Source organism: Streptomyces sp. NPDC048479 (assembly GCF_040651435.1).
Classification (GTDB): Bacteria; Actinomycetota; Actinomycetes; order Streptomycetales; family Streptomycetaceae; genus Streptomyces.
This window is the reverse complement of the sequence record NZ_JBEZKA010000002.1, coordinates 195,428-211,725: the sequence shown is the minus strand read 5'-3', so window position 1 is coordinate 211,725 and position 16,298 is coordinate 195,428. Positions and strand designations below refer to the sequence as shown.

The following is a 16,298-nucleotide window of genomic DNA, read 5'->3' as shown; positions in this document are numbered from 1 at the left end:
CGCGGTCGGCGGGGCCGGTCGCGCAATGAGAAGCCCCAGCCGGAGCGGGGGTCTCCGGCCGGGGCAGCCCAGGGGTGGGTGTGCATGGCGGTCGCCTCTCGGCGAAACGCTTCACAGGGCTTCAGCCGAACGATCGTCCCTGCGAGCAAAAGGTGAGGCCCGGGGACACTGTCCCATCCACACCCACATGTAGATGAACGGTAAACCATCGCTGGCTGTTCCGTCGCACCGCCCCCATCTGCTGTGATGTGGGTAACCCCCGGTTACTGGCCGCCGCCCCGCGGAACCACCGTGGCGAGCACCGACGGCAGCGGATACCAGTCGGCCGAGACCACGCTCGCATGGCGGCCCGCCAGCAGCCCCACGCGGTCCCGGGCCTGCGTCTCGGTCGGATTCGTGTCGTCGATCGCGGGCGCCACACTGTGCGCGGACGTCATGACGACCAGGTAGTGGTTCCGGTCGTACCAGGCGGTGTCGACCGAGCCGCCCGCATACGTACCGGCGTCCCCGTCGAAGAGGACGAACCAGGGGCGGATGCCGGCGTCGGCGTACCGGGTGCGGGGATCGCCGACGGCCGCGCCGTGGACCGCCGGGAACGCGGCAGCCTCGCGCAGTCGGCCCGCCGCCGCGAGATCCCGCAGATGGGTGGCGTACTCGCGGTCGGTCCACAGCGAGTCGGCGGGGTTGCCCTCCTCGACCGTGCCCGGGATGAGCTCGATCACGAACTTGCCCGCGAGCGCCGAGCGCGCGGGCCAGCCGTCCGTCCGTACCGCCGTGTCGAGCTCCGGGCGGCCGCCCGCCAGGTCGGCCGGGCGGAACAGGGCGTCACCGAGCCGCGCGGAGAGCAGCGCGTCGAGTGCGGCGGGACCGCGTCCGTTGTTGGCCTGGAAGCCGTCCTTCATCTCGATCTTGATCAGTACGGGACGGTGGCCGGGGTGGGCGTTGTGCCACGCCTTCATGTCCGCGAGGCAGCCGCCGAGGTCCTGGTTCCTGGCCTTGGTGCGCAGCTCCGCCGCGGTCGCCGCGTTCACGCAGTTGTTGTTGTTGCCTATGGGGTTGCTGTGCGAAACCCGCCACGATCTTCCGAACACATTGGTCCACACATCGAGTTCGAGCATCCCGGCGCCGGAGTCGAGCGCATCCGCGAAGTACGGGTACTTCGCCTTCTCGTACGCGTTGTGCACGCCGACCCAGGTGGCGGAGGAGTAGGGCAGCTGCCCCGGGTCCGCCGACCGGGGCGTGGACGCCTCCGCCGGGGCGAGTGCGACGGCGAGCAGCCCGGCCGCGACTGTGGTCGTCGCGGCCGCGCGTGAGAGCTTCCCCATGGGTTCCCTGCCTTCAGGTCGATTGCATCGGTTCGATCAAATCGACGGAAGGCTATGGGAGTTGAGTTAACCGTGGGGAGACTGGACTCGGCCGTTACCGCTTTTGCAGAAACTCGTCCAGAATCCCCGGTGCCGCCGTCGCTGCGAAGATGGGCGCCTCGTCTGCGGCGAAGTCCCTCACCCGGTAACCGTGTTCGCCCGCGGCCACCGCCGCGGTGAGCGTGCTGGACCTGCACATGGCGCGGCTGTTCGAGAGGTAGGGGGGTCACCCGGTCATGTGGCCAGGGTGGGCCGGGGGCGTTGATGGAGTCACCCGGTCATGTGGTCGAGGTGGGCCGGGGGCGTGGTGGGTTGCTCTTCGTGGGTGGTTTCCTCCGGCGAGCCGCTGTACCCCCGCGGCGAGCGGTTTTGTCTCGTTCGGGTGGGGAGGTGCCGTGCAGTGTCGCCCCCGTCAGTCACCCGGTCATGTGGCCAGGGTGGGCCGGGGACGTTGGTGGAGTCGCCCGGTCATGTGGTGAGCGTGGGCCGGGGGCGTTGGTGGTTGCTGTCCGGTGGGTGGTTTCCTCCGGCGAACCGCTGTACCCCCGCGGCGAGCGGTCTTGTGGGGATTGGCGGCAAAACCGGGGTCACGCACCAAGAGCCTGTACGCAGCCGAACCCGAGGAGTCGAGCCCGGAGGGGCACCGGAGCCCGGACCCGACAAGACCCCGTCTGAGCCGGAGGCAGCCCGCACCCGACAAGAACCCGCACCCCGCCGGAGGCAACCCGGGCCACAGGACCCCGCCCCCGCCGGAGGCAACCCGCGCCGGACAGGACCGGAGGACCCCGGGCTCGGGCAACAAGACCCCGCACCCCGCCGGAGGCGCCCCGTCGCGCCGCACGGCACCATGGGTACCATGCTGCTGGCCCGACTCGCCGATGTGTCTCAACAGGTCGCCGCCACCTCCGCGCGCTCGCGCAAGATCGGCGCGCTCGCCGAGCTGTTCGCCGATACCCGCCCCGCCGACGTCGCCCTCGTCATCTCGTACCTCGCCGGACGCGTCCCCCAAGGCCGCATCGGCATCGGCTGGAGCGTCCTCAAGGACCCCCCACCGCCCGTCGGCACCCCGAGCCTCACCGTCTCCGACACCGACGCCGCCCTCACCCACCTCGTCGACGTCGCCGGTCCCGGCTCCCAGGCCGAGCGCAAGCGCCTCGTGCGCGAGCTCATGGCCGCCGCCACCGCCGAGGAGCAGCAGTTCCTGATGCGGCTGCTCTTGGGCGAAGTACGCCAGGGCGCGCTGGACGCGATCGCCCTGGAGGCCGTCGCCAAGGCCGCGGACGCGCCGGCGGGTGACGTACGCCGTGCCGTGATGCTGGACGGTTCCCTGCCCCGCGTCGCCCGCGCGCTGCTCGCCGACGGGCCGGTCGCGCTCGAACAGTTCCGGCTGCACGTGGGCAGTCCCGTGCAGCCGATGCTCGCCCACACCGCGAAATCGGTGACCGAAGCGGTCCAGGCACTGGAAGTCGCGTGCGCCGTCGAGGAGAAGCTCGACGGCATCCGCGTCCAGGTGCACCGCAGCGGCGAGGACATCCGCATCTACACAAGGTCCCTCGACGACATCACCGACCGCCTCCCCGAAGTCACCGCTGCGGCAAGCGAGATGACAGGTGATCACTTCATTCTCGACGGTGAGGTGATCGCCCTCGACGACGCCGGAAGGCCGGTCCCCTTCCAGGACATCGCGTCCCGCGTCGGCTCCCGCGTCGACGTGGACGCGGCCCGCGCCACGCTGCCCCTGTCACCCGTCTTCTTCGACGTCCTCGCCGCCGACGGCGAGCCGACCCTCGACCTCCCGGGCAGTGACCGGCACGCTGTCCTCGCCCGCCTCGTCCCCGAACCGATGCGGGTCCGCCGTACCGTCGTCGAAGATCCGGCATCCGCCCAACAGGTCGCCGCTGCCGAGGAGTTCTTCGCCGACACCCTGCGCCGCGGGCACGAGGGGGTCCTGGTCAAAGCCCTCGACGCGCCGTACGTCGCCGGCCGCCGCGGCCGCTCCTGGCTCAAGGTCAAACCCGTCCACACGCTCGACCTCGTCGTCCTGGCCGCTGAATGGGGTCACGGCAGACGCACCGGGCTGCTCTCCAACCTCCACCTCGGCGCACGCACCGCCCACGGTACGTATGTGATGCTCGGCAAGACCTTCAAGGGCCTCACCGACGAGATGCTGCGCTGGCAGACGGAGCGGCTGCGTGAACTGGCAACCGGAGACGACGGGTTCACGGTGACGGTCCGTCCGGAACTCGTCGTCGAAATCGCCTACGACGGAGTGCAGCGCTCCCCGCGCTACCCGGCCGGTGTCACCCTGCGCTTCGCGCGTGTCCTGCGTCACCGCCCCGACAAGCCGGCCGAGCAGGCCGACACCATCGACCAGGTCCTGGATTCGCGCGGCTGAACCCAGTCAGCGCAGCCCCATCACCTTTTCGGCAAAGGCCGTCAGATTGTCGACCGTACGGGTGATCCGCTCCTCGAGCGTGAGCGTCTCCTCGTGCAGTCCGCCGCGCAGCTTGGGCTGCTTCCTGCCGCGGATGTACAGCGAGCATGCGAGATCGGCACAGAGATACGTACCCAGGGTGTTCCCCTCCCGTCCCGCGGCCCCGGCCAGCGGGGCGGCGAACAGGGTCACCCCGGACGAGGCATGCCCCGTGAGGCAGGCCTGGCAGATACTGGACTTGACGGCACTGGTCCGTCTGGTGGAAGGCACCCGTAGGGTGACGCCCACCGGGCGGCCCTCCCGTGGCAGCACGAAATGTGCGCGCAGGGGCGCACCCGGGTCGGTCCAGCCGAGGAAGTCGAGGTCGTCCCAGGGGAGTTCACCGAAGTCGGCGGGCAGCTTCATACGGGTTGCCTCGCCCTTCGTGCAGTTGACGAAGGATCCGCGTATCTGCTTTTCGGTCAGTGATTCCACCGGTGGAACGTACACATAGCGCGTCTGAGCGGGCATCCCATTTATGGTGGCCGAAACCGCTGCCGCTTCCTGAGCCGCCTGCTGAAGGGATCCCGTTCATGCCCACAGAGCCGCTGTCACAGAAGGAGATCGAGGACCGCCTGCGGGAGCTCCCCGGCTGGACCTTGGAGGGCGACCGGATCGCCCGCGCCTACCGTCTCTCCACGCACTTCGCGGCGACCGCGATGGTCGTGCACATCGCACAGATCCAGGATGAGCTGAACCATCACTCGGATCTCACCCTGGGCTACAACACGCTGGCCCTGTCGGTGAACAGCCACGACGCGGGCGGCGCGGTCACCGAGAAGGACTTCGGGCTCGCCCAGCGGGTGGAGGAGATCGCCGCGGGGCATGGCGCGAGCTGACGGCCGTCACGCGGCCCAGGACGCGGGGCGCGACAGCTCCATCACCCAGTTCGTCACCCACGTCCGCTCGCCGTCGACGGAGAACGCCTGCTCCCAGCGGGCCGCCGATTCGCTGATGCCCGACCAGATGAAGCGGACCCTGACGTCCTTGCCTCCGTGGGTGTCGTCCCCGTAGAACTCGCCTCGCCCGTCCGTGCCGAACCGGCCGACCACGGGCGGGAAGAGTACGCCGGCGCGGTCGTTCGACCAGTACAGGGACCACTCCTCGCGCTCGGCGTCGTACAGCCGCAGCGTCAGGCCGCTGAAGCCCTTCGTCGGGAACTCGATCTCGTCGAAGTTCGCCCGGCCGCCGAAGTGGCGCGACGCGCGGCTCACGGCCGGGAACTCCTCCCACGCGCTCGCCTCGGCGAGGAAGTCCGCACGGCGACGGTTGGCGACCGCCCACTCGCCGTGCAGGAAGTCGAAGTCGTGGGTGGTGCTCATGAGCGGTCTCCTGTGGTGCCGTCGGGAAGGGAGTCGGTCAGGTAGGCGTCCAGGTCGGGACGGTCCGGGGCGAGCATGTGGCGTACCCATGCGTCCCGTTCGTGCTGGATCGGCGGCAGCTCCCAGACACAGCCGATCCAGGATCTGTCGAGCCTGACGAAATGCGTCGGATCGCTGTCCGGGCAGTCCAGGACCGGCTGGCCCGCGGCCGCGGCACCGAAGTGCAGGACGTTGTCCCACACCCAGCTGTACGCATTGAGGTACGCGCCGTCGTCCCCTCCCCTGTGGAGGACGACGAATGTGGCCGGCGGGGTGCCGTCCGGATCCGGCAGCAGCTCGGGGAGGATCGCGTACGCGGCCTTCTCCACCGCGGGATCGATTCCGTCCGGGTCGCCGGTGACGTGGTAGCGCTTGATGTGACGGCCGCCGACCTCGATCGGCGGCGGCGACCACAGCCGTTTCTCTGTGAAGGTCATGCCAGGACGCTAAGCCCGCTTCACTGACATCCTGTGTCAGTGAAGTCCAGCCGTCTTGTGTCGATCCTGCTGCTGCTCCAGACCCGGGGCCGACTGACAGCCGCCCAACTCGCGCAGGAGCTCGAAGTATCGGTACGCACCGTCTACCGGGACGTCGAGGCGCTGCACGCGGCCGGTGTGCCGCTGTACGGGGACGCGGGCCATGCGGGCGGCTACCAGTTGCTCGCCGGCTACCGCACCCGGCTGACCGGGCTCTCCGCCGGGGAGGCGGAGGCGCTGTTCCTCTCCGGGATCCCCGGGCCCGCCACCGAACTCGGGCTCGGCTCGGCCCTCGCCGCCGCCCAGCTCAAGCTGCGTGCGGCAGTCCCCGCCGAGCTGCGTGACCAGGCCGACCGGATGCGCTCGCGGTTCCACCTGGACGCGCCCGGCTGGTACGCGCCGGACGAGGAGGTTCCGTATCTGACGGCCGTCGCGGACGCGGTGTGGCACAGCAGGGTGCTCCACATCCGCTACCGCCGATGGAAGGAGCCGACCGATGTGGACCGGCGTCTCGAGCCGTACGGACTGGTGCTCAAGGCGGGCCGCTGGTACGTCGTCGCGGGACCGGGACCACGAACGTACCGGGTCGATCAGATCCTTGAAGTCGTCGCGGGGGAAGGGGAGTTGGCGGAGGAGTTCGAGCCGCTGGAGGACTTCGACCTGGCCGCGTACTGGCAGCGCTACCAGGCGGACTTCCACACCCGCCTGTACGGGGGCGAGGCGCTCGTCCGGCTCTCGCCGGGCGCCGCGGCCCGCCTGAAGGGGCCGGCCGCCCGTGCCCTCGCCGACAGCGGCACGGTGGAACCGGACGGCTGGACCCGCGTGCTGCTGCCGATCGAGTCCACCGACCACGCGCACGGCGACTTTCTCGCCATGGGCGCGGAGATCGAGGTCCTCGGACCACCCGAACTCCGCGCCCGTATGGCCGCGACGGTCGACGCGCTGGCGGCGACGTACGCCTCCGGCTGATCCTCGGCAGACACTCGCCGACGCCGACGCCGACGCCGACGCCGACGGTCGCCGGGAGCAGACCGTCATTGATCCGTACCGTGCCGCCGCTGGTCACGTACTCCAGGCACCTGCCCGTGCCGCGTCCCGCGCGAACGCCGCGAAGGCCTTCGGCTCGCGGCCGAGCAGTTGCCGCACATCGTTCGTCAGCGACGCGTTGTGACCGTCGAGCAGCATCGTGAAAAGGTCCGCCAGCCACTGCGACTCCGGCTCCGGGAACCCGAACTGCTGGAGCATCTCGGCATACTGTGCGCCGGACACCGGGACGTACCGCACCTCCCGGCCCGTGGCCAGGCCGATCTCCGCCGCCACCTCCTCGAAGGTGACCAGCCGCGGACCCGTCACCTCGTGCGCGCGCCCGGCATGGCCCTCCTCGGTGAGCACCGTGACCACCACGTCCGCCAGGTCGTCCGCGTCGATGAACGGCTCAGCCGTCTCACCCGCGGGGAAGGGGATCTCACCCGCCAGCACCCCCTCGTACATCGCGCCCTCGCTGAAGTTCTGCGCGAAGAAACTGGACCGCACCACGGTCAGCTCCACGCCGGACTCCCGCAGCGCGCCCTCGGCGACCACCGCGTCCGGCTCGCCGCGGCCGGAGAGCAGCACCAGCCGCCGCACTCCGCTCTCCGCCGCCACCCGTCCGAAGGCCCGCATCACCTCGGGCGCGCCAGGAGCCGCCAGATCCGGGTAGTACGCGACGTACGCCGCGTCCGCGCCGTCCAGCGCCTGCGCCCAGCCGGACTCGTCCTCCCAGTCGAACCGCACCTCCCCCTTGCGCGAGCCCGCCCGCACATCCACTCCGCGCGCCGCGAGCCGCTCCGCCACCCGGCGGCCCGTCTTGCCCGAGGCCGCCGTCACCAACACCGTCTCCTGCTTCAGGTTCTCTGCCATGCGTCAAGGTTCGCGGTTCCCGTTTGGACTCTCCATGCTCCAGAGGCTCAATGCCATATGCGTGCGTCTACGCTGTGAGCCATGGACGCTCTTGCCGGACTTCTGGACGGGCCGCGCGCCAGGGGAGCATTTCTGCTCCGCATGGTGATGGAGCCGCCATGGTCCGTACGGATCGAGGACCACGCGCCGCTCAGCCTGCTCTGCATGACCGCGGGCGAGGCCTGGATCATTCCGGACGCCGGTGACCCGGTGCTGCTGCGCCGCGGCGACGTCGCGGTCGCCCGCGGCCCGGATGCGTACACCACGGCGGATCAACTCACCCGCGAGCCAATGGCGTTGATCGGGCCCGGCGGCACCTGCCACACCCTGCAGGGCGAACCGCTCGCGCAGTCCATGCACTTGGGCGTACGGAGCTGGGGCAACGACCCCGAAGGATCGGCCACCATGCTGGTCGGGACGTACCAGATGAAGGGCGAGGTCAGTGGGCGGCTGCTGGACGCGCTGCCCATGCTGCTTCATCTGCCCGCCGAGGTCTGGAACTGCCCGCTGATGCCGGTGCTCGACGACGAGATCTCCCGGGACGAGCCGGGCCAGAGCGTGGTGCTCGACCGGATCCTGGATCTGGTGCTGATCGCTGTGGTGCGCTCCTGGTTCTCACGCCCGGACGCCGAGGCTCCCGCCTGGTACCTGGCCATGGGCGACCCGGTGGTCGGCCGCGCGCTGCGGCTGCTGCAGGACGATCCCGCGCACCCCTGGACCGTCGCCTCACTGGCCGCCAAGTGCGGAGTCTCCAGGGCCGGACTGGCCCGCCGTTTCCACGAGTTGGTGGGGGAGCCCCCGATGGCGTACCTCACGGACTGGCGGCTCGCGCTCGCTGCCGATCTCCTGCGGGAGACGGACGCTACGGTGGAGGCGGTGGCCAGGAAGGTCGGCTACAGCGGTTCGTTCGCACTGAGCGCGGCCTTCAAACGGGTACGCGGCATCAGCCCGCTGGAGCACCGTACGGGAACCGTTCTGCCGGAACGGAAACAACGCTCGCCGTGACGGCACCGGCCGCGCGATATCGGCATCGGCCGACCGGGCCCGGAGAGAACCCGGACGACCCACAGGGGCTGCGGCACCGCCCGGACGCGCACTGGTGACGGCGCGCACGGTGCACACCGCTTGCCGGGGCTGAATCAGCGGCAGGATGGCCTCATGGCCAAGCAGACCAAGCAGACCAAGCAGACCAAGCAGACCAAGCAGACCGTGCAGTCCAGCCGGTCCACGAGGTCCACATCAACGCTGTCCCTCTGGTCGAAGGACTCCGTGCTGTCGATCGGCTCGGTGGGGTCAGTGCTCTCCATCGGTTCCGTCGGGTCGGTACTTTCGGTCGGCTCGGTCGGCAGCACCCTGTCGGTCGGCTCGATCGGGTCCGCCCAGTCGCTGCTCTCGGCGGGTTCGTGGCTGAGCACAGGGTCGCTGTTGTCCGCGCAGTCGAAGTCGTCAGTGCTCTCCTGGCGCTCCTCACGCGGCTTCCTGGCCGCGGGCGCGATCGGCGCGGGCGGGGTCGGATTGGCCGCATGCGCCGTCGGGGCGGCCGTGCTGCTGCTCAGGAAATGACACGCTCCAACTGCCACCACTGTCCCGGTGAGTCGGTGTCCTCCCACTGCTGCACATTCGCGCCGTCGTCCGTACTGCCGTCGGCGACTTCGAGCAGCAGCGCGCTGATGAAGCTGACGATGGTGACCGTGCCCGGCGCGTCCAGGTGCTGCTCGATGATCCACTCCTGGGCGCCGAAGTTGTTGGCCTTCCACTGCTGGATGTTGGCGCCGTTCTCGGTCGACGCGTTCGCGACGTCGAGTCGTTTGCCGCTGGCCGCGTTCACGAAGTGGTAGAGCCCGCTGCCATTGGGCACCGGGGCGATCTGCCACTGCTGGGCCGGAGCCCCGGTCGCCTTGCCCTGCTGGACATTGGCGCCGCTGCCCTTGGCTCCGCCGTACACCTCGAGCAGCAGTCCGCTGCCGACATTGCGCACCAGGTGGAGACCGGGCGTCATCTTCGTAGACATGGGCCGATTGTGGACCGTCCGGTGAGCAGGGTGCTCATCGGCGTACTGCGCCGGCTGGTGCGGCGAGGGCAGCGAAGCCGTGGGCGCCCGCTCTCTGACTCCTGCCCCGCGGCAGTCAGTACACCGTGACGGTGAAGGGGTCCGAGACGACGCCGCCGCCGACCATCCGGAGATCGTTCCGACCCATGAGGCCGAGGAGGACCCGCATATTGTAGGTGGACCTGTGCGTGGTGTTCATCGACGCGGGCAGGGTCACCCAGCGGTCGCCCTGCCACTGCTGCAGCGTCACCTCCGTGCCCGGTGCCAGCAGCCGGGCGGCGCCGTACACGCGGAACTGCTCCCATGCTCCGACGCTGCTGACCGTGGCTCCCGCCGTCAGCGCCGGCTGTGCCATCGCCGGCTTCGTGACCGTCGTCGGCGTGGGATGTGTCGGGGCGACCACGGCCATGGCCGCACCGACCGACACGGCAAGCGCGGCGGCCGTCGCGACAGCCGCAACCGATGCGAGCTTGAAACGCTCCATTGAGACTCTCCAGGGTGAGGGAACTTCCGAGCGCCGACCCTAGGCATATTGGCAGCAAATATGATGAATCGACACGCTCGGCATGGATCAACCTTGAGTCGCATTGCGTATCAAAGGCGCGAGCTGCGCAGGTCGCGCTGCTGCAGTCGGGTTGTGCACGGGCGGCGGCGATCGTGTTCCTGCCTGGCAGCGGTGGTCGCCTCGTACCGGCTGGATTTCGCCACCGGGCACGCGTGCCTCCGGCTGCGGGAACACCATCGCCGCCCGGCGTGAACCGGGCGGCGATGTGGCCGTTGATGCGTGGGAGTCAGGCGCCGTAGTCGAACGTCGCCGGGTCGGGGCCGAGCCGCTTGCCCTCGTCCAGCGCCGCGAACGCCGCCAGATCGTCGGCGTCCAGCTCGAAGCCGAAGACGTCGAAGTTCTCCCGGATCCGTGACGGGGTAACGGACTTGGGGATCGCGACATTGCCGATCTGCAGATGCCAGCGCAGTACCACCTGGGCCGGCGTCCTGCCGTGCTTCTGTGCGATCGCCACGACCGTCGGGACCTCGAGGAGGCCCTTGCCCTGGCCCAGCGGCGACCAGGCCTCGGTCTGGATGCCGTGCTCCGCGTGGAAGGCGCGCAACTCGGCCTGCTGCAGCTGCGGGTGGAGCTCGATCTGGTTCACGGCCGGGACGACCGAGGTTTCGCCGATGAGGCGCTTGAGGTGCTCCGGGGGGAAGTTCGAAACGCCGATGGCCTTGGCGCGGCCGTCCGCGTAGATCTTCTCGAAGGCCTTGTACGTCTCCACATAGGCGTCCTTGGACGGCACCGGCCAATGGATCAGATACAGGTCGATGTAGTCGAGGCCCAGCTTGTCCAGCGAAGTGTCGAAGGCGCGCAGCGTCGAGTCGTATCCCTGCTCGCTGTTCCACAGCTTCGTGGTGATGTAGAGGTCCTCGCGGGCGATGCCGGAGTCGGCGATTGCCCGGCCGGTGCCCTCTTCGTTCTCGTAGATCGCCGCGGTGTCGACGCTGCGGTAGCCGGCCTCCAGAGCCGTGCCGACCGCCTTCGCCGCCTCGTCGTCGGGCACCTGCCAGACGCCGAAACCGAGCTGCGGCATCGCGACGCCATTGTTGAGGGGGATGGAGGGGACCTTGCTCACGAGCGGTCGATCCTTACGTCGTCGGTTGGTTCTTTCATGCTCAACGACCGTCTCCCTGGACGCATTCCCGACCTCGAAGTTGGCCTGATACAGCCGACCTTATCGGTCCGGACCATTGACCGCGTCTCATCAAGACGCAACTCTATGGCACATAACTGAACGCCGGACACTCATGTGAACGGATGTTCAGTCCTGCTCAACCATGCGTTACGGAGCAACCACTCCTGAATCACTCCTGACCCCCACATCTCAGGAAGGCAGGTACTGCACATGAAGGACACCAAGGAAACATCGGAGGAGACGGTCAACTGGCAGACTCCCGAGTTCGTGGTCGTCGAGACCGCGCTCGAAGTCACCGCCTACGCCCTCACCGACCGGTAGACCCCGCCGCCATGCTGCTGCAGGTGCTCGGCACCGCGGCGGGCGGCGGACTGCCCCAGTGGAACTGTGCGTGTCCCGGCTGCGCCGGGGCACGCGCACACCCGCACTGGCGCCGTCGTCACGCCTCACTCGCCCTGTGCGCGGACGAGGGCCGCTGGTATCTCGTCAACGCCACCCCCGACATCGGTGACCAGATCGAGGACAGCCACGCGCTGCGGCCCGGGCCGGGGCCGCGCGAATCCCCCGTGGCCGGAGTGATCCTCACCGACGCCGAACTCGACCACACGCTCGGCATCGCCCGGCTGCGCGAGGCCGACGGATTCGACATCCTCGCCACCCGGCCGGTACGGGACGCGCTGCTCGGCCGGCTGCGCCTGGGTGAGGTACTCGCCCCGTACACCCGTATCGAGTGGCGCGAGTTGAGCCGTGAAACGGAACCGCTCGTCAAGGGCGGCACCGTAGAAGTAGATGCCGTACCCGTCTCGGCCAAAAGGCCGCGCTACGCCGTCGGCACCGGTACCGAAGAGCGCACCTGGGTGGTCGCACTGCGGCTGCGCGAGACCACCACCGGCCGCAGCCTGCTCTACGCGCCCGCGCTCGCCCGCTGGACCGACGACTTCCAGGACGCGGTCGAGCAGGCCGACTGCGTCATTCTCGACGGCACCTTCTGGGACGACGACGAGCCGGTACGGGCCGGAATCTCGGCCAAGACGGCAACCGGAATGGGACATCTGCCGATCGCCGGGCCGAACGGCACTGCACGGCGGCTCGCCGGGCTGCGCGCCCGCTGTCTCTATACGCACCTCAACAACACGAACCCCCTCGTGGACCCGGACGCCCCGCAGTACGCGCTGCTCGGCGAATGGGGACTCGAGGTTGCCGCCGACCGGATGGTGATCGAGCTGTGAGCACATTCGCTCTGCCCGCGACGGAAGCAAAGGGATCGACGGGCGCAACGGGAGCAGCGGAGGCCGGTCAGCCGTGGAGCCCGGAGGACTTCACGGCGCGGCTGCGTGCCGTACCCGCCGAGCGCTACCACGACCGCCATCCGTTCAACGTACGCATGCACGAAGGCGCCCTCACCCCCGACGAGCTGCGGCGCTGGATCCTCAACCGCTTCCACTACCAGCGCCACATCCCCGTCAAGGACGCCCTGATCCTCGCCAAGTTCGACGACTCCGCGCTGCGGCGCTCCTGGCTGCGCCGGATCCAGGACCACGACGGGGCGGTGGAGGGTGAGGGAGGCATCGAGCGCTGGCTGCGGCTCGGCGAGGCCGCCGGGATCGACCGGGCGCGGCTACGGTCGAGCGCGGAAGTACTTCCGGGCGTACGGCTCGCGGTCGACGGATACGTCAACTTCTGCCGGCTGCGCTCGCCGCTCGAAGCCGTCGCCGCCTCGCTGACCGAACTTGCCGCGCCCGGCATCATGAGCACGCGCATCGCGGCCTTCGAGCGCCACTACCGGTGGATCGAGGCCGACGGGCTGAGCTACTTCCGCAACCGCATCGGGCAGGGCGGCCGCGACAGTGCGGAAGCACTCGAGCTCGTCCTCGAGTGGGCCGTGACCCGGCACGAGCAGGAGGCGGCCGTGGCGGCGCTCTCCTTCAAGTGCGAGGTCCTCTGGTCGTTGCTGGACGCCGTGGACCACGCGGGGGAGCGGGCATGAGCGAAACCTGGAAGCCGGTGCTCTCGCGGTCCGTCGTCTTCCGGCACGACCGGGTGCGCGGCGCCGATCTGCTCGTACTGCCCGAGCGCGTGGTCGTGCTCCAGGGCAATGCCGGATCCATCGTGCGGCTCTGCGACGGCGCACGCGACGTCGACGCGATCGTCGCGGAGCTGGCCGAGCGACACCCGGGCGCGCCCGTGGCCGATGAAGTGCCCGCTTTTCTGGGGCGGTTGCGCAAGGAGGGCTGGCTGAAGTGACAGCTGAGACAACCGCCGAAGGAACCGCTGAAACGACCGCCGAAACAACATGTCAGAAATCAGCGGAGGTCGATCCGCCGTGGGCACTGCTCGCCGAGCTCAGCCACGGCTGTCCGCTGCACTGCGCGTACTGCTCCAACCCCGTCGAACTGGTCAGTCGGTCAGATGAGTTGACCACCGCTCAGTGGGCCGAGGTGTTCCAGCAGGCCGCTGACCTGGGCGTCGTCCAGAGCCATCTCTCGGGAGGCGAACCGCTGCTGCGCCGCGATCTCACCGAGATCGTCGCTGCGGCCGACGGCGCGGGCATCCATACGCAGCTGGTCACCAGCGGCGTCGGGCTGCACGAGAAGCGACTGGCGGCCCTGATGGCGGCCGGGCTGCGCAGCGTGCAGCTCTCCGTCCAGCACGTCGAGCCGGTCGCCTCGGAACTCATCGCGGGAGCCCGCTCCTTCGCGGCGAAGGAGCGCGCCGCCCGGCTCGTAGGGGAGGCGGACCTGCCGCTCGGCCTCAACGTCGTACTCCACCGGGCCAACCTCGCGGCCCTCGACGACCTCGTCGAACTCGGGCTCGCCTGGGGCGCGGAGCGGATCGAGCTGGCCAACACCCAGTTCTACGGCTGGGCCCTGCGCAACCGCGACGCCCTGCTGCCGGACCGCGAACAGATCGCCGAGGCCCGCGAGTCCGTCGAGCGATGGCGCACACGGCTGGCCGGCCGGATGGACCTGGTCTGGGTCGTGCCGGACTACGTCGACGGTACGGCCAAGCCCTGCATGGGCGGCTGGGGAGCGGTCTCGCTCACCGTCCAGCCGGACGGCACGGTCTATCCGTGCCCGGCCGCCGCCGCACTGCCCCACCTGGACGCACCCAGCGTCAAGGACCACTCCCTGGAGTGGATCTGGCGCGAATCCAAGGCCTTCAACATCTACCGCGGCGAGGAGTGGATGCAGGACCCGTGCCGCAGCTGCCAGCTGCGCACCAAGGACTTCGGCGGCTGCCGCTGCCAGGCGTACGCCCTCACAGGCGACGCCACCCGCACCGATCCGGCCTGCCATCTCTCGCCCGACCACGCGTTCGTAAGCGACCTCGTCGACCGTCCGCGTATCCCCGAACGCGTCGCGGCCCCCGCGTACGCCTACCGCAAGGAAGGATCATGAAGCGATTAACGACTCTGCTGCTGGCGGCCACGCTCGCGGGCAGCACACTCTCCGCCGTGCCGGCGGCCGCGAACCCCGCCGCGCCGGCGACGACCATACGGTACGAGGCCGAGGACGCCGCCATCAGCCTCGGCGTCGTCGAGAGCAACCACGCCGGATTCACCGGCTCCGGATTCGTCAACTACGACAATGCGGCCGGTTCTCAGGTCGAATTCACGGTGGACTCCGCACAGGCCGGAAACGCCACGCTGGGCCTGAGATTCGCCAACGGGACCTCCGCCAACCGGCCCCTCGACATCAGGGTCAACGGCCAGCTGGTCGCCGACGACCTGGCCTTTCCCACCACCGGCAGCTGGACCGGCTGGCAGATCAAGAACCTCACGGCCGAGCTGAAGGCGGGGACCAACACCGTACGAGTGTCCTCAGCCACCGCGTCCGGCGGCCCGAATCTCGACTCGCTCACCGTCACCGACGACGGCTCCGCCGCCACGGACTGGTCGGTCGCGATGGCCGAGTCCACGATGGCGCGCTACTCCCCGAACACCATCGGAGGCTGGTCCTACCCCGTCGGGCTGTATCTCTACGGCCAGTACCTCGTCTATCAGCGCACCCACGACGCCCGCTATCTCAACTACATCAAGAGTTATGTCGACCGCTTCGTCGACGGCAGCGGAAATATCGGGCAGAGCTTCAACAACCTCGACAGCATGCAGGCCGGCAGACTGCTGAACATCCTCCACCACGAAACAGGCCAGGCGCGCTACCAGAAAGCGGCGCAGAAGATCCGGAACCGCCTGAACAGCTATCCGCGCACCGCGGACGGAGGATTCTGGCATTCGACATCGGACTCGCGGCGCAGCCAACTGTGGGCCGACGGCGTCTACATGGTGAATCCGTTCCTCGTCGAGTACGGGAAGGAATTCGGCGACTCGGCGTACACGAGCAATGAGGCGACCGGACAACTCGCCGTCTACGGAGGCCATCTGCAGGTCGGGAACGGGCTGCTGAAGCACGCCTTCGACGAGTCGCGCGACGCGAGCTGGTCCGATCCGAAGACCGGTCTCGCGCCCGAGCACTGGTGCCGTGCGATCGGCTGGTACTCCATGGCGATCGTCAATGTCCTGGACGCCGTACCGGCCGGCCATCCGCGCCGCGCCGAACTCATCGGCCTGCTGCAGAGGCTTGCCGCCGGTATCGAGAAATACCAGGACCCGGCCACCGGCCGCTGGTTCCAGATCGTCGACAAGGGCTCGCAGAGCGACAACTGGACCGAGACCTCCTGCTCCAGCATGTTCACTTTCGCCCTTTCCCGCTCGGTGCAGCGGGGGTATGTCGACGCGCACTACGCACAGGTGGCGCAGCGCGGCTACCAGGGCGTGCTGGCGAAGGTTGCACTCGGCGGCGACGGCCGCACCAATCTCACCGACATTTCCATCGGGACGAATGTCGGGAACTACAGCTACTACATCAAGCGCGACCGGAAGACCAATGACTTCCACGGTCTCGGCGCCTTTCTCATCATGAACGAACAACTCCGGGCGAGGTGAGGG

At 69.2% G+C, this 16,298-nt stretch carries 20 protein-coding genes; 11 read left to right on the top strand and 9 right to left on the bottom strand.

What is annotated here, in order from left to right; genetic code table 11:
• Positions 1–263: 263 nt before the first annotated feature.
• Entirely contained in the window at positions 264–1,325 is a 1,062-nt protein-coding gene (locus tag AB0D12_RS03765) for a phosphatidylinositol-specific phospholipase C domain-containing protein (RefSeq protein ID WP_362676727.1), read from the bottom strand.
• Between the two features lie 94 nt (positions 1,326–1,419).
• The gene (locus tag AB0D12_RS03760; protein ID WP_362676725.1) at positions 1,420–1,563 is read right to left on the bottom strand and encodes a hypothetical protein; all 144 of its coding nucleotides are present in this window, start codon (positions 1,561–1,563) and stop codon (positions 1,420–1,422) included.
• Positions 1,564–2,220: 657 nt separating this feature from the next.
• Here AB0D12_RS03760 and AB0D12_RS03755 point away from each other — a divergent pair.
• Positions 2,221–3,759 (top strand): ATP-dependent DNA ligase, encoded by a 1,539-nt coding sequence (locus AB0D12_RS03755; protein ID WP_362676723.1) that lies wholly within the window; start codon positions 2,221–2,223, stop codon positions 3,757–3,759.
• A gap of 6 nt (positions 3,760–3,765) precedes the next feature.
• Here AB0D12_RS03755 and AB0D12_RS03750 read toward each other — a convergent pair whose 3' ends face one another.
• On the bottom strand, positions 3,766–4,272 hold the full coding sequence (locus AB0D12_RS03750; RefSeq protein ID WP_362677256.1) for an FBP domain-containing protein: 507 nt from the start codon (positions 4,270–4,272) through the stop codon (positions 3,766–3,768).
• Between the two features lie 98 nt (positions 4,273–4,370).
• On the opposite strand from AB0D12_RS03750, the gene AB0D12_RS03745 reads away from it, so the two are divergent.
• Positions 4,371–4,676, top strand: coding sequence for a 4a-hydroxytetrahydrobiopterin dehydratase (locus tag AB0D12_RS03745; RefSeq protein ID WP_362676721.1), 306 nt, complete (start codon positions 4,371–4,373; stop codon positions 4,674–4,676).
• 6 nt (positions 4,677–4,682) lie between these two features.
• Here AB0D12_RS03745 and AB0D12_RS03740 read toward each other — a convergent pair whose 3' ends face one another.
• Together AB0D12_RS03740 and AB0D12_RS03735 are read right to left on the bottom strand one after the other, a co-directional pair.
• The gene (locus AB0D12_RS03740; RefSeq protein WP_362676719.1) at positions 4,683–5,159 is read right to left on the bottom strand and encodes a hypothetical protein; all 477 of its coding nucleotides are present in this window, start codon (positions 5,157–5,159) and stop codon (positions 4,683–4,685) included.
• Positions 5,156–5,635 carry a hypothetical protein gene (locus AB0D12_RS03735; protein WP_362676717.1) on the bottom strand — a complete coding sequence of 160 codons (480 nt, stop codon included), beginning with the start codon at positions 5,633–5,635 and terminating at the stop codon, positions 5,156–5,158. Before AB0D12_RS03735 ends, AB0D12_RS03740 begins: the two co-directional genes overlap by 4 nt.
• Positions 5,636–5,674: 39 nt before the next feature.
• Here AB0D12_RS03735 and AB0D12_RS03730 point away from each other — a divergent pair, with 39 nt between their 5' ends.
• Positions 5,675–6,643 carry a YafY family protein gene (locus tag AB0D12_RS03730; protein WP_362676715.1) on the top strand — a complete coding sequence of 323 codons (969 nt, stop codon included), beginning with the start codon at positions 5,675–5,677 and terminating at the stop codon, positions 6,641–6,643.
• Positions 6,644–6,736: 93 nt separating this feature from the next.
• On the opposite strand, the gene AB0D12_RS03725 is transcribed toward AB0D12_RS03730, so the two are convergent.
• Positions 6,737–7,573, bottom strand: a complete 837-nt coding sequence (locus tag AB0D12_RS03725) for an NAD(P)H-binding protein (protein ID WP_362676713.1) — start codon at positions 7,571–7,573, stop codon at positions 6,737–6,739.
• Positions 7,574–7,654: 81 nt separating this feature from the next.
• Here AB0D12_RS03725 and AB0D12_RS03720 point away from each other — a divergent pair, with 81 nt between their 5' ends.
• Together AB0D12_RS03720 and AB0D12_RS03715 are read left to right on the top strand one after the other, a co-directional pair.
• Entirely contained in the window at positions 7,655–8,617 is a 963-nt protein-coding gene (locus tag AB0D12_RS03720) for an AraC family transcriptional regulator (RefSeq protein ID WP_362676711.1), read from the top strand.
• Positions 8,618–8,770: 153 nt separating this feature from the next.
• A complete protein-coding gene (locus tag AB0D12_RS03715; RefSeq protein ID WP_362676709.1) occupies positions 8,771–9,175 on the top strand; it encodes a hypothetical protein in 405 nt (134 codons plus the stop codon).
• Here the strand turns inward: AB0D12_RS03715 and AB0D12_RS03710 are convergent.
• From AB0D12_RS03710 to AB0D12_RS03700, 3 genes are all read right to left on the bottom strand, one after another.
• The gene (locus tag AB0D12_RS03710; protein WP_362676708.1) at positions 9,165–9,623 is read right to left on the bottom strand and encodes an RICIN domain-containing protein; all 459 of its coding nucleotides are present in this window, start codon (positions 9,621–9,623) and stop codon (positions 9,165–9,167) included. The two genes, AB0D12_RS03715 and AB0D12_RS03710, sit on opposite strands and share 11 nt — an antisense overlap.
• 115 nt (positions 9,624–9,738) lie before the next feature.
• Complete coding sequence (locus tag AB0D12_RS03705) at positions 9,739–10,146, bottom strand: hypothetical protein (RefSeq protein ID WP_362676706.1); 408 nt, start codon at positions 10,144–10,146, stop codon at positions 9,739–9,741.
• Between the two features lie 307 nt (positions 10,147–10,453).
• Complete coding sequence (locus AB0D12_RS03700) at positions 10,454–11,290, bottom strand: aldo/keto reductase (RefSeq protein WP_362676704.1); 837 nt, start codon at positions 11,288–11,290, stop codon at positions 10,454–10,456.
• Between the two features lie 270 nt (positions 11,291–11,560).
• Here AB0D12_RS03700 and pqqA point away from each other — a divergent pair, with 270 nt between their 5' ends.
• From pqqA to AB0D12_RS03670, 6 genes are all read left to right on the top strand, one after another.
• Complete coding sequence (gene pqqA / locus AB0D12_RS03695; RefSeq protein WP_327327021.1) at positions 11,561–11,671, top strand: pyrroloquinoline quinone precursor peptide PqqA; 111 nt, start codon at positions 11,561–11,563, stop codon at positions 11,669–11,671.
• Positions 11,672–11,682: 11 nt separating this feature from the next.
• The gene (pqqB, locus tag AB0D12_RS03690; protein WP_362676702.1) at positions 11,683–12,579 is read left to right on the top strand and encodes a pyrroloquinoline quinone biosynthesis protein PqqB; all 897 of its coding nucleotides are present in this window, start codon (positions 11,683–11,685) and stop codon (positions 12,577–12,579) included.
• Positions 12,580–12,680: 101 nt separating this feature from the next.
• Positions 12,681–13,337 carry a pyrroloquinoline-quinone synthase PqqC gene (pqqC, locus tag AB0D12_RS03685; RefSeq protein ID WP_362677254.1) on the top strand — a complete coding sequence of 219 codons (657 nt, stop codon included), beginning with the start codon at positions 12,681–12,683 and terminating at the stop codon, positions 13,335–13,337.
• Positions 13,334–13,594 (top strand): pyrroloquinoline quinone biosynthesis peptide chaperone PqqD, encoded by a 261-nt coding sequence (pqqD, locus tag AB0D12_RS03680; RefSeq protein WP_362676700.1) that lies wholly within the window; start codon positions 13,334–13,336, stop codon positions 13,592–13,594. Before pqqC ends, pqqD begins: the two co-directional genes overlap by 4 nt.
• Positions 13,582–14,748, top strand: coding sequence for a pyrroloquinoline quinone biosynthesis protein PqqE (gene pqqE / locus AB0D12_RS03675; protein ID WP_362677252.1), 1,167 nt, complete (start codon positions 13,582–13,584; stop codon positions 14,746–14,748). Before pqqD ends, pqqE begins: the two co-directional genes overlap by 13 nt.
• Complete coding sequence (locus tag AB0D12_RS03670; protein WP_362676698.1) at positions 14,745–16,295, top strand: glycoside hydrolase family 88 protein; 1,551 nt, start codon at positions 14,745–14,747, stop codon at positions 16,293–16,295. Before pqqE ends, AB0D12_RS03670 begins: the two co-directional genes overlap by 4 nt.
• The last annotated feature ends 3 nt before the right edge of the window (positions 16,296–16,298 follow it).

What these genes read in the sequence shown, in the direction of transcription:
- AB0D12_RS03765 (WP_362676727.1), bottom strand. Translation starts at nt 1,325, where the DNA reads ATGGGGAAGCTCTCACGCGCGGCCGCGACGACCACAGTCGCGGCCGGG.
- AB0D12_RS03760 (WP_362676725.1), bottom strand. Translation starts at nt 1,563, where the DNA reads ATGTGCAGGTCCAGCACGCTCACCGCGGCGGTGGCCGCGGGCGAACAC.
- AB0D12_RS03755 (WP_362676723.1), top strand. Translation starts at nt 2,221, where the DNA reads ATGCTGCTGGCCCGACTCGCCGATGTGTCTCAACAGGTCGCCGCCACC.
- AB0D12_RS03745 (WP_362676721.1), top strand. Translation starts at nt 4,371, where the DNA reads ATGCCCACAGAGCCGCTGTCACAGAAGGAGATCGAGGACCGCCTGCGG.
- AB0D12_RS03740 (WP_362676719.1), bottom strand. Translation starts at nt 5,159, where the DNA reads ATGAGCACCACCCACGACTTCGACTTCCTGCACGGCGAGTGGGCGGTC.
- AB0D12_RS03735 (WP_362676717.1), bottom strand. Translation starts at nt 5,635, where the DNA reads ATGACCTTCACAGAGAAACGGCTGTGGTCGCCGCCGCCGATCGAGGTC.
- AB0D12_RS03725 (WP_362676713.1), bottom strand. Translation starts at nt 7,573, where the DNA reads ATGGCAGAGAACCTGAAGCAGGAGACGGTGTTGGTGACGGCGGCCTCG.
- AB0D12_RS03720 (WP_362676711.1), top strand. Translation starts at nt 7,655, where the DNA reads ATGGACGCTCTTGCCGGACTTCTGGACGGGCCGCGCGCCAGGGGAGCA.
- AB0D12_RS03715 (WP_362676709.1), top strand. Translation starts at nt 8,771, where the DNA reads ATGGCCAAGCAGACCAAGCAGACCAAGCAGACCAAGCAGACCAAGCAG.
- AB0D12_RS03710 (WP_362676708.1), bottom strand. Translation starts at nt 9,623, where the DNA reads ATGTCTACGAAGATGACGCCCGGTCTCCACCTGGTGCGCAATGTCGGC.
- AB0D12_RS03705 (WP_362676706.1), bottom strand. Translation starts at nt 10,146, where the DNA reads ATGGAGCGTTTCAAGCTCGCATCGGTTGCGGCTGTCGCGACGGCCGCC.
- pqqA (WP_327327021.1), top strand. Translation starts at nt 11,561, where the DNA reads ATGAAGGACACCAAGGAAACATCGGAGGAGACGGTCAACTGGCAGACT.
- pqqB (WP_362676702.1), top strand. Translation starts at nt 11,683, where the DNA reads ATGCTGCTGCAGGTGCTCGGCACCGCGGCGGGCGGCGGACTGCCCCAG.
- pqqD (WP_362676700.1), top strand. Translation starts at nt 13,334, where the DNA reads ATGAGCGAAACCTGGAAGCCGGTGCTCTCGCGGTCCGTCGTCTTCCGG.
- AB0D12_RS03670 (WP_362676698.1), top strand. Translation starts at nt 14,745, where the DNA reads ATGAAGCGATTAACGACTCTGCTGCTGGCGGCCACGCTCGCGGGCAGC.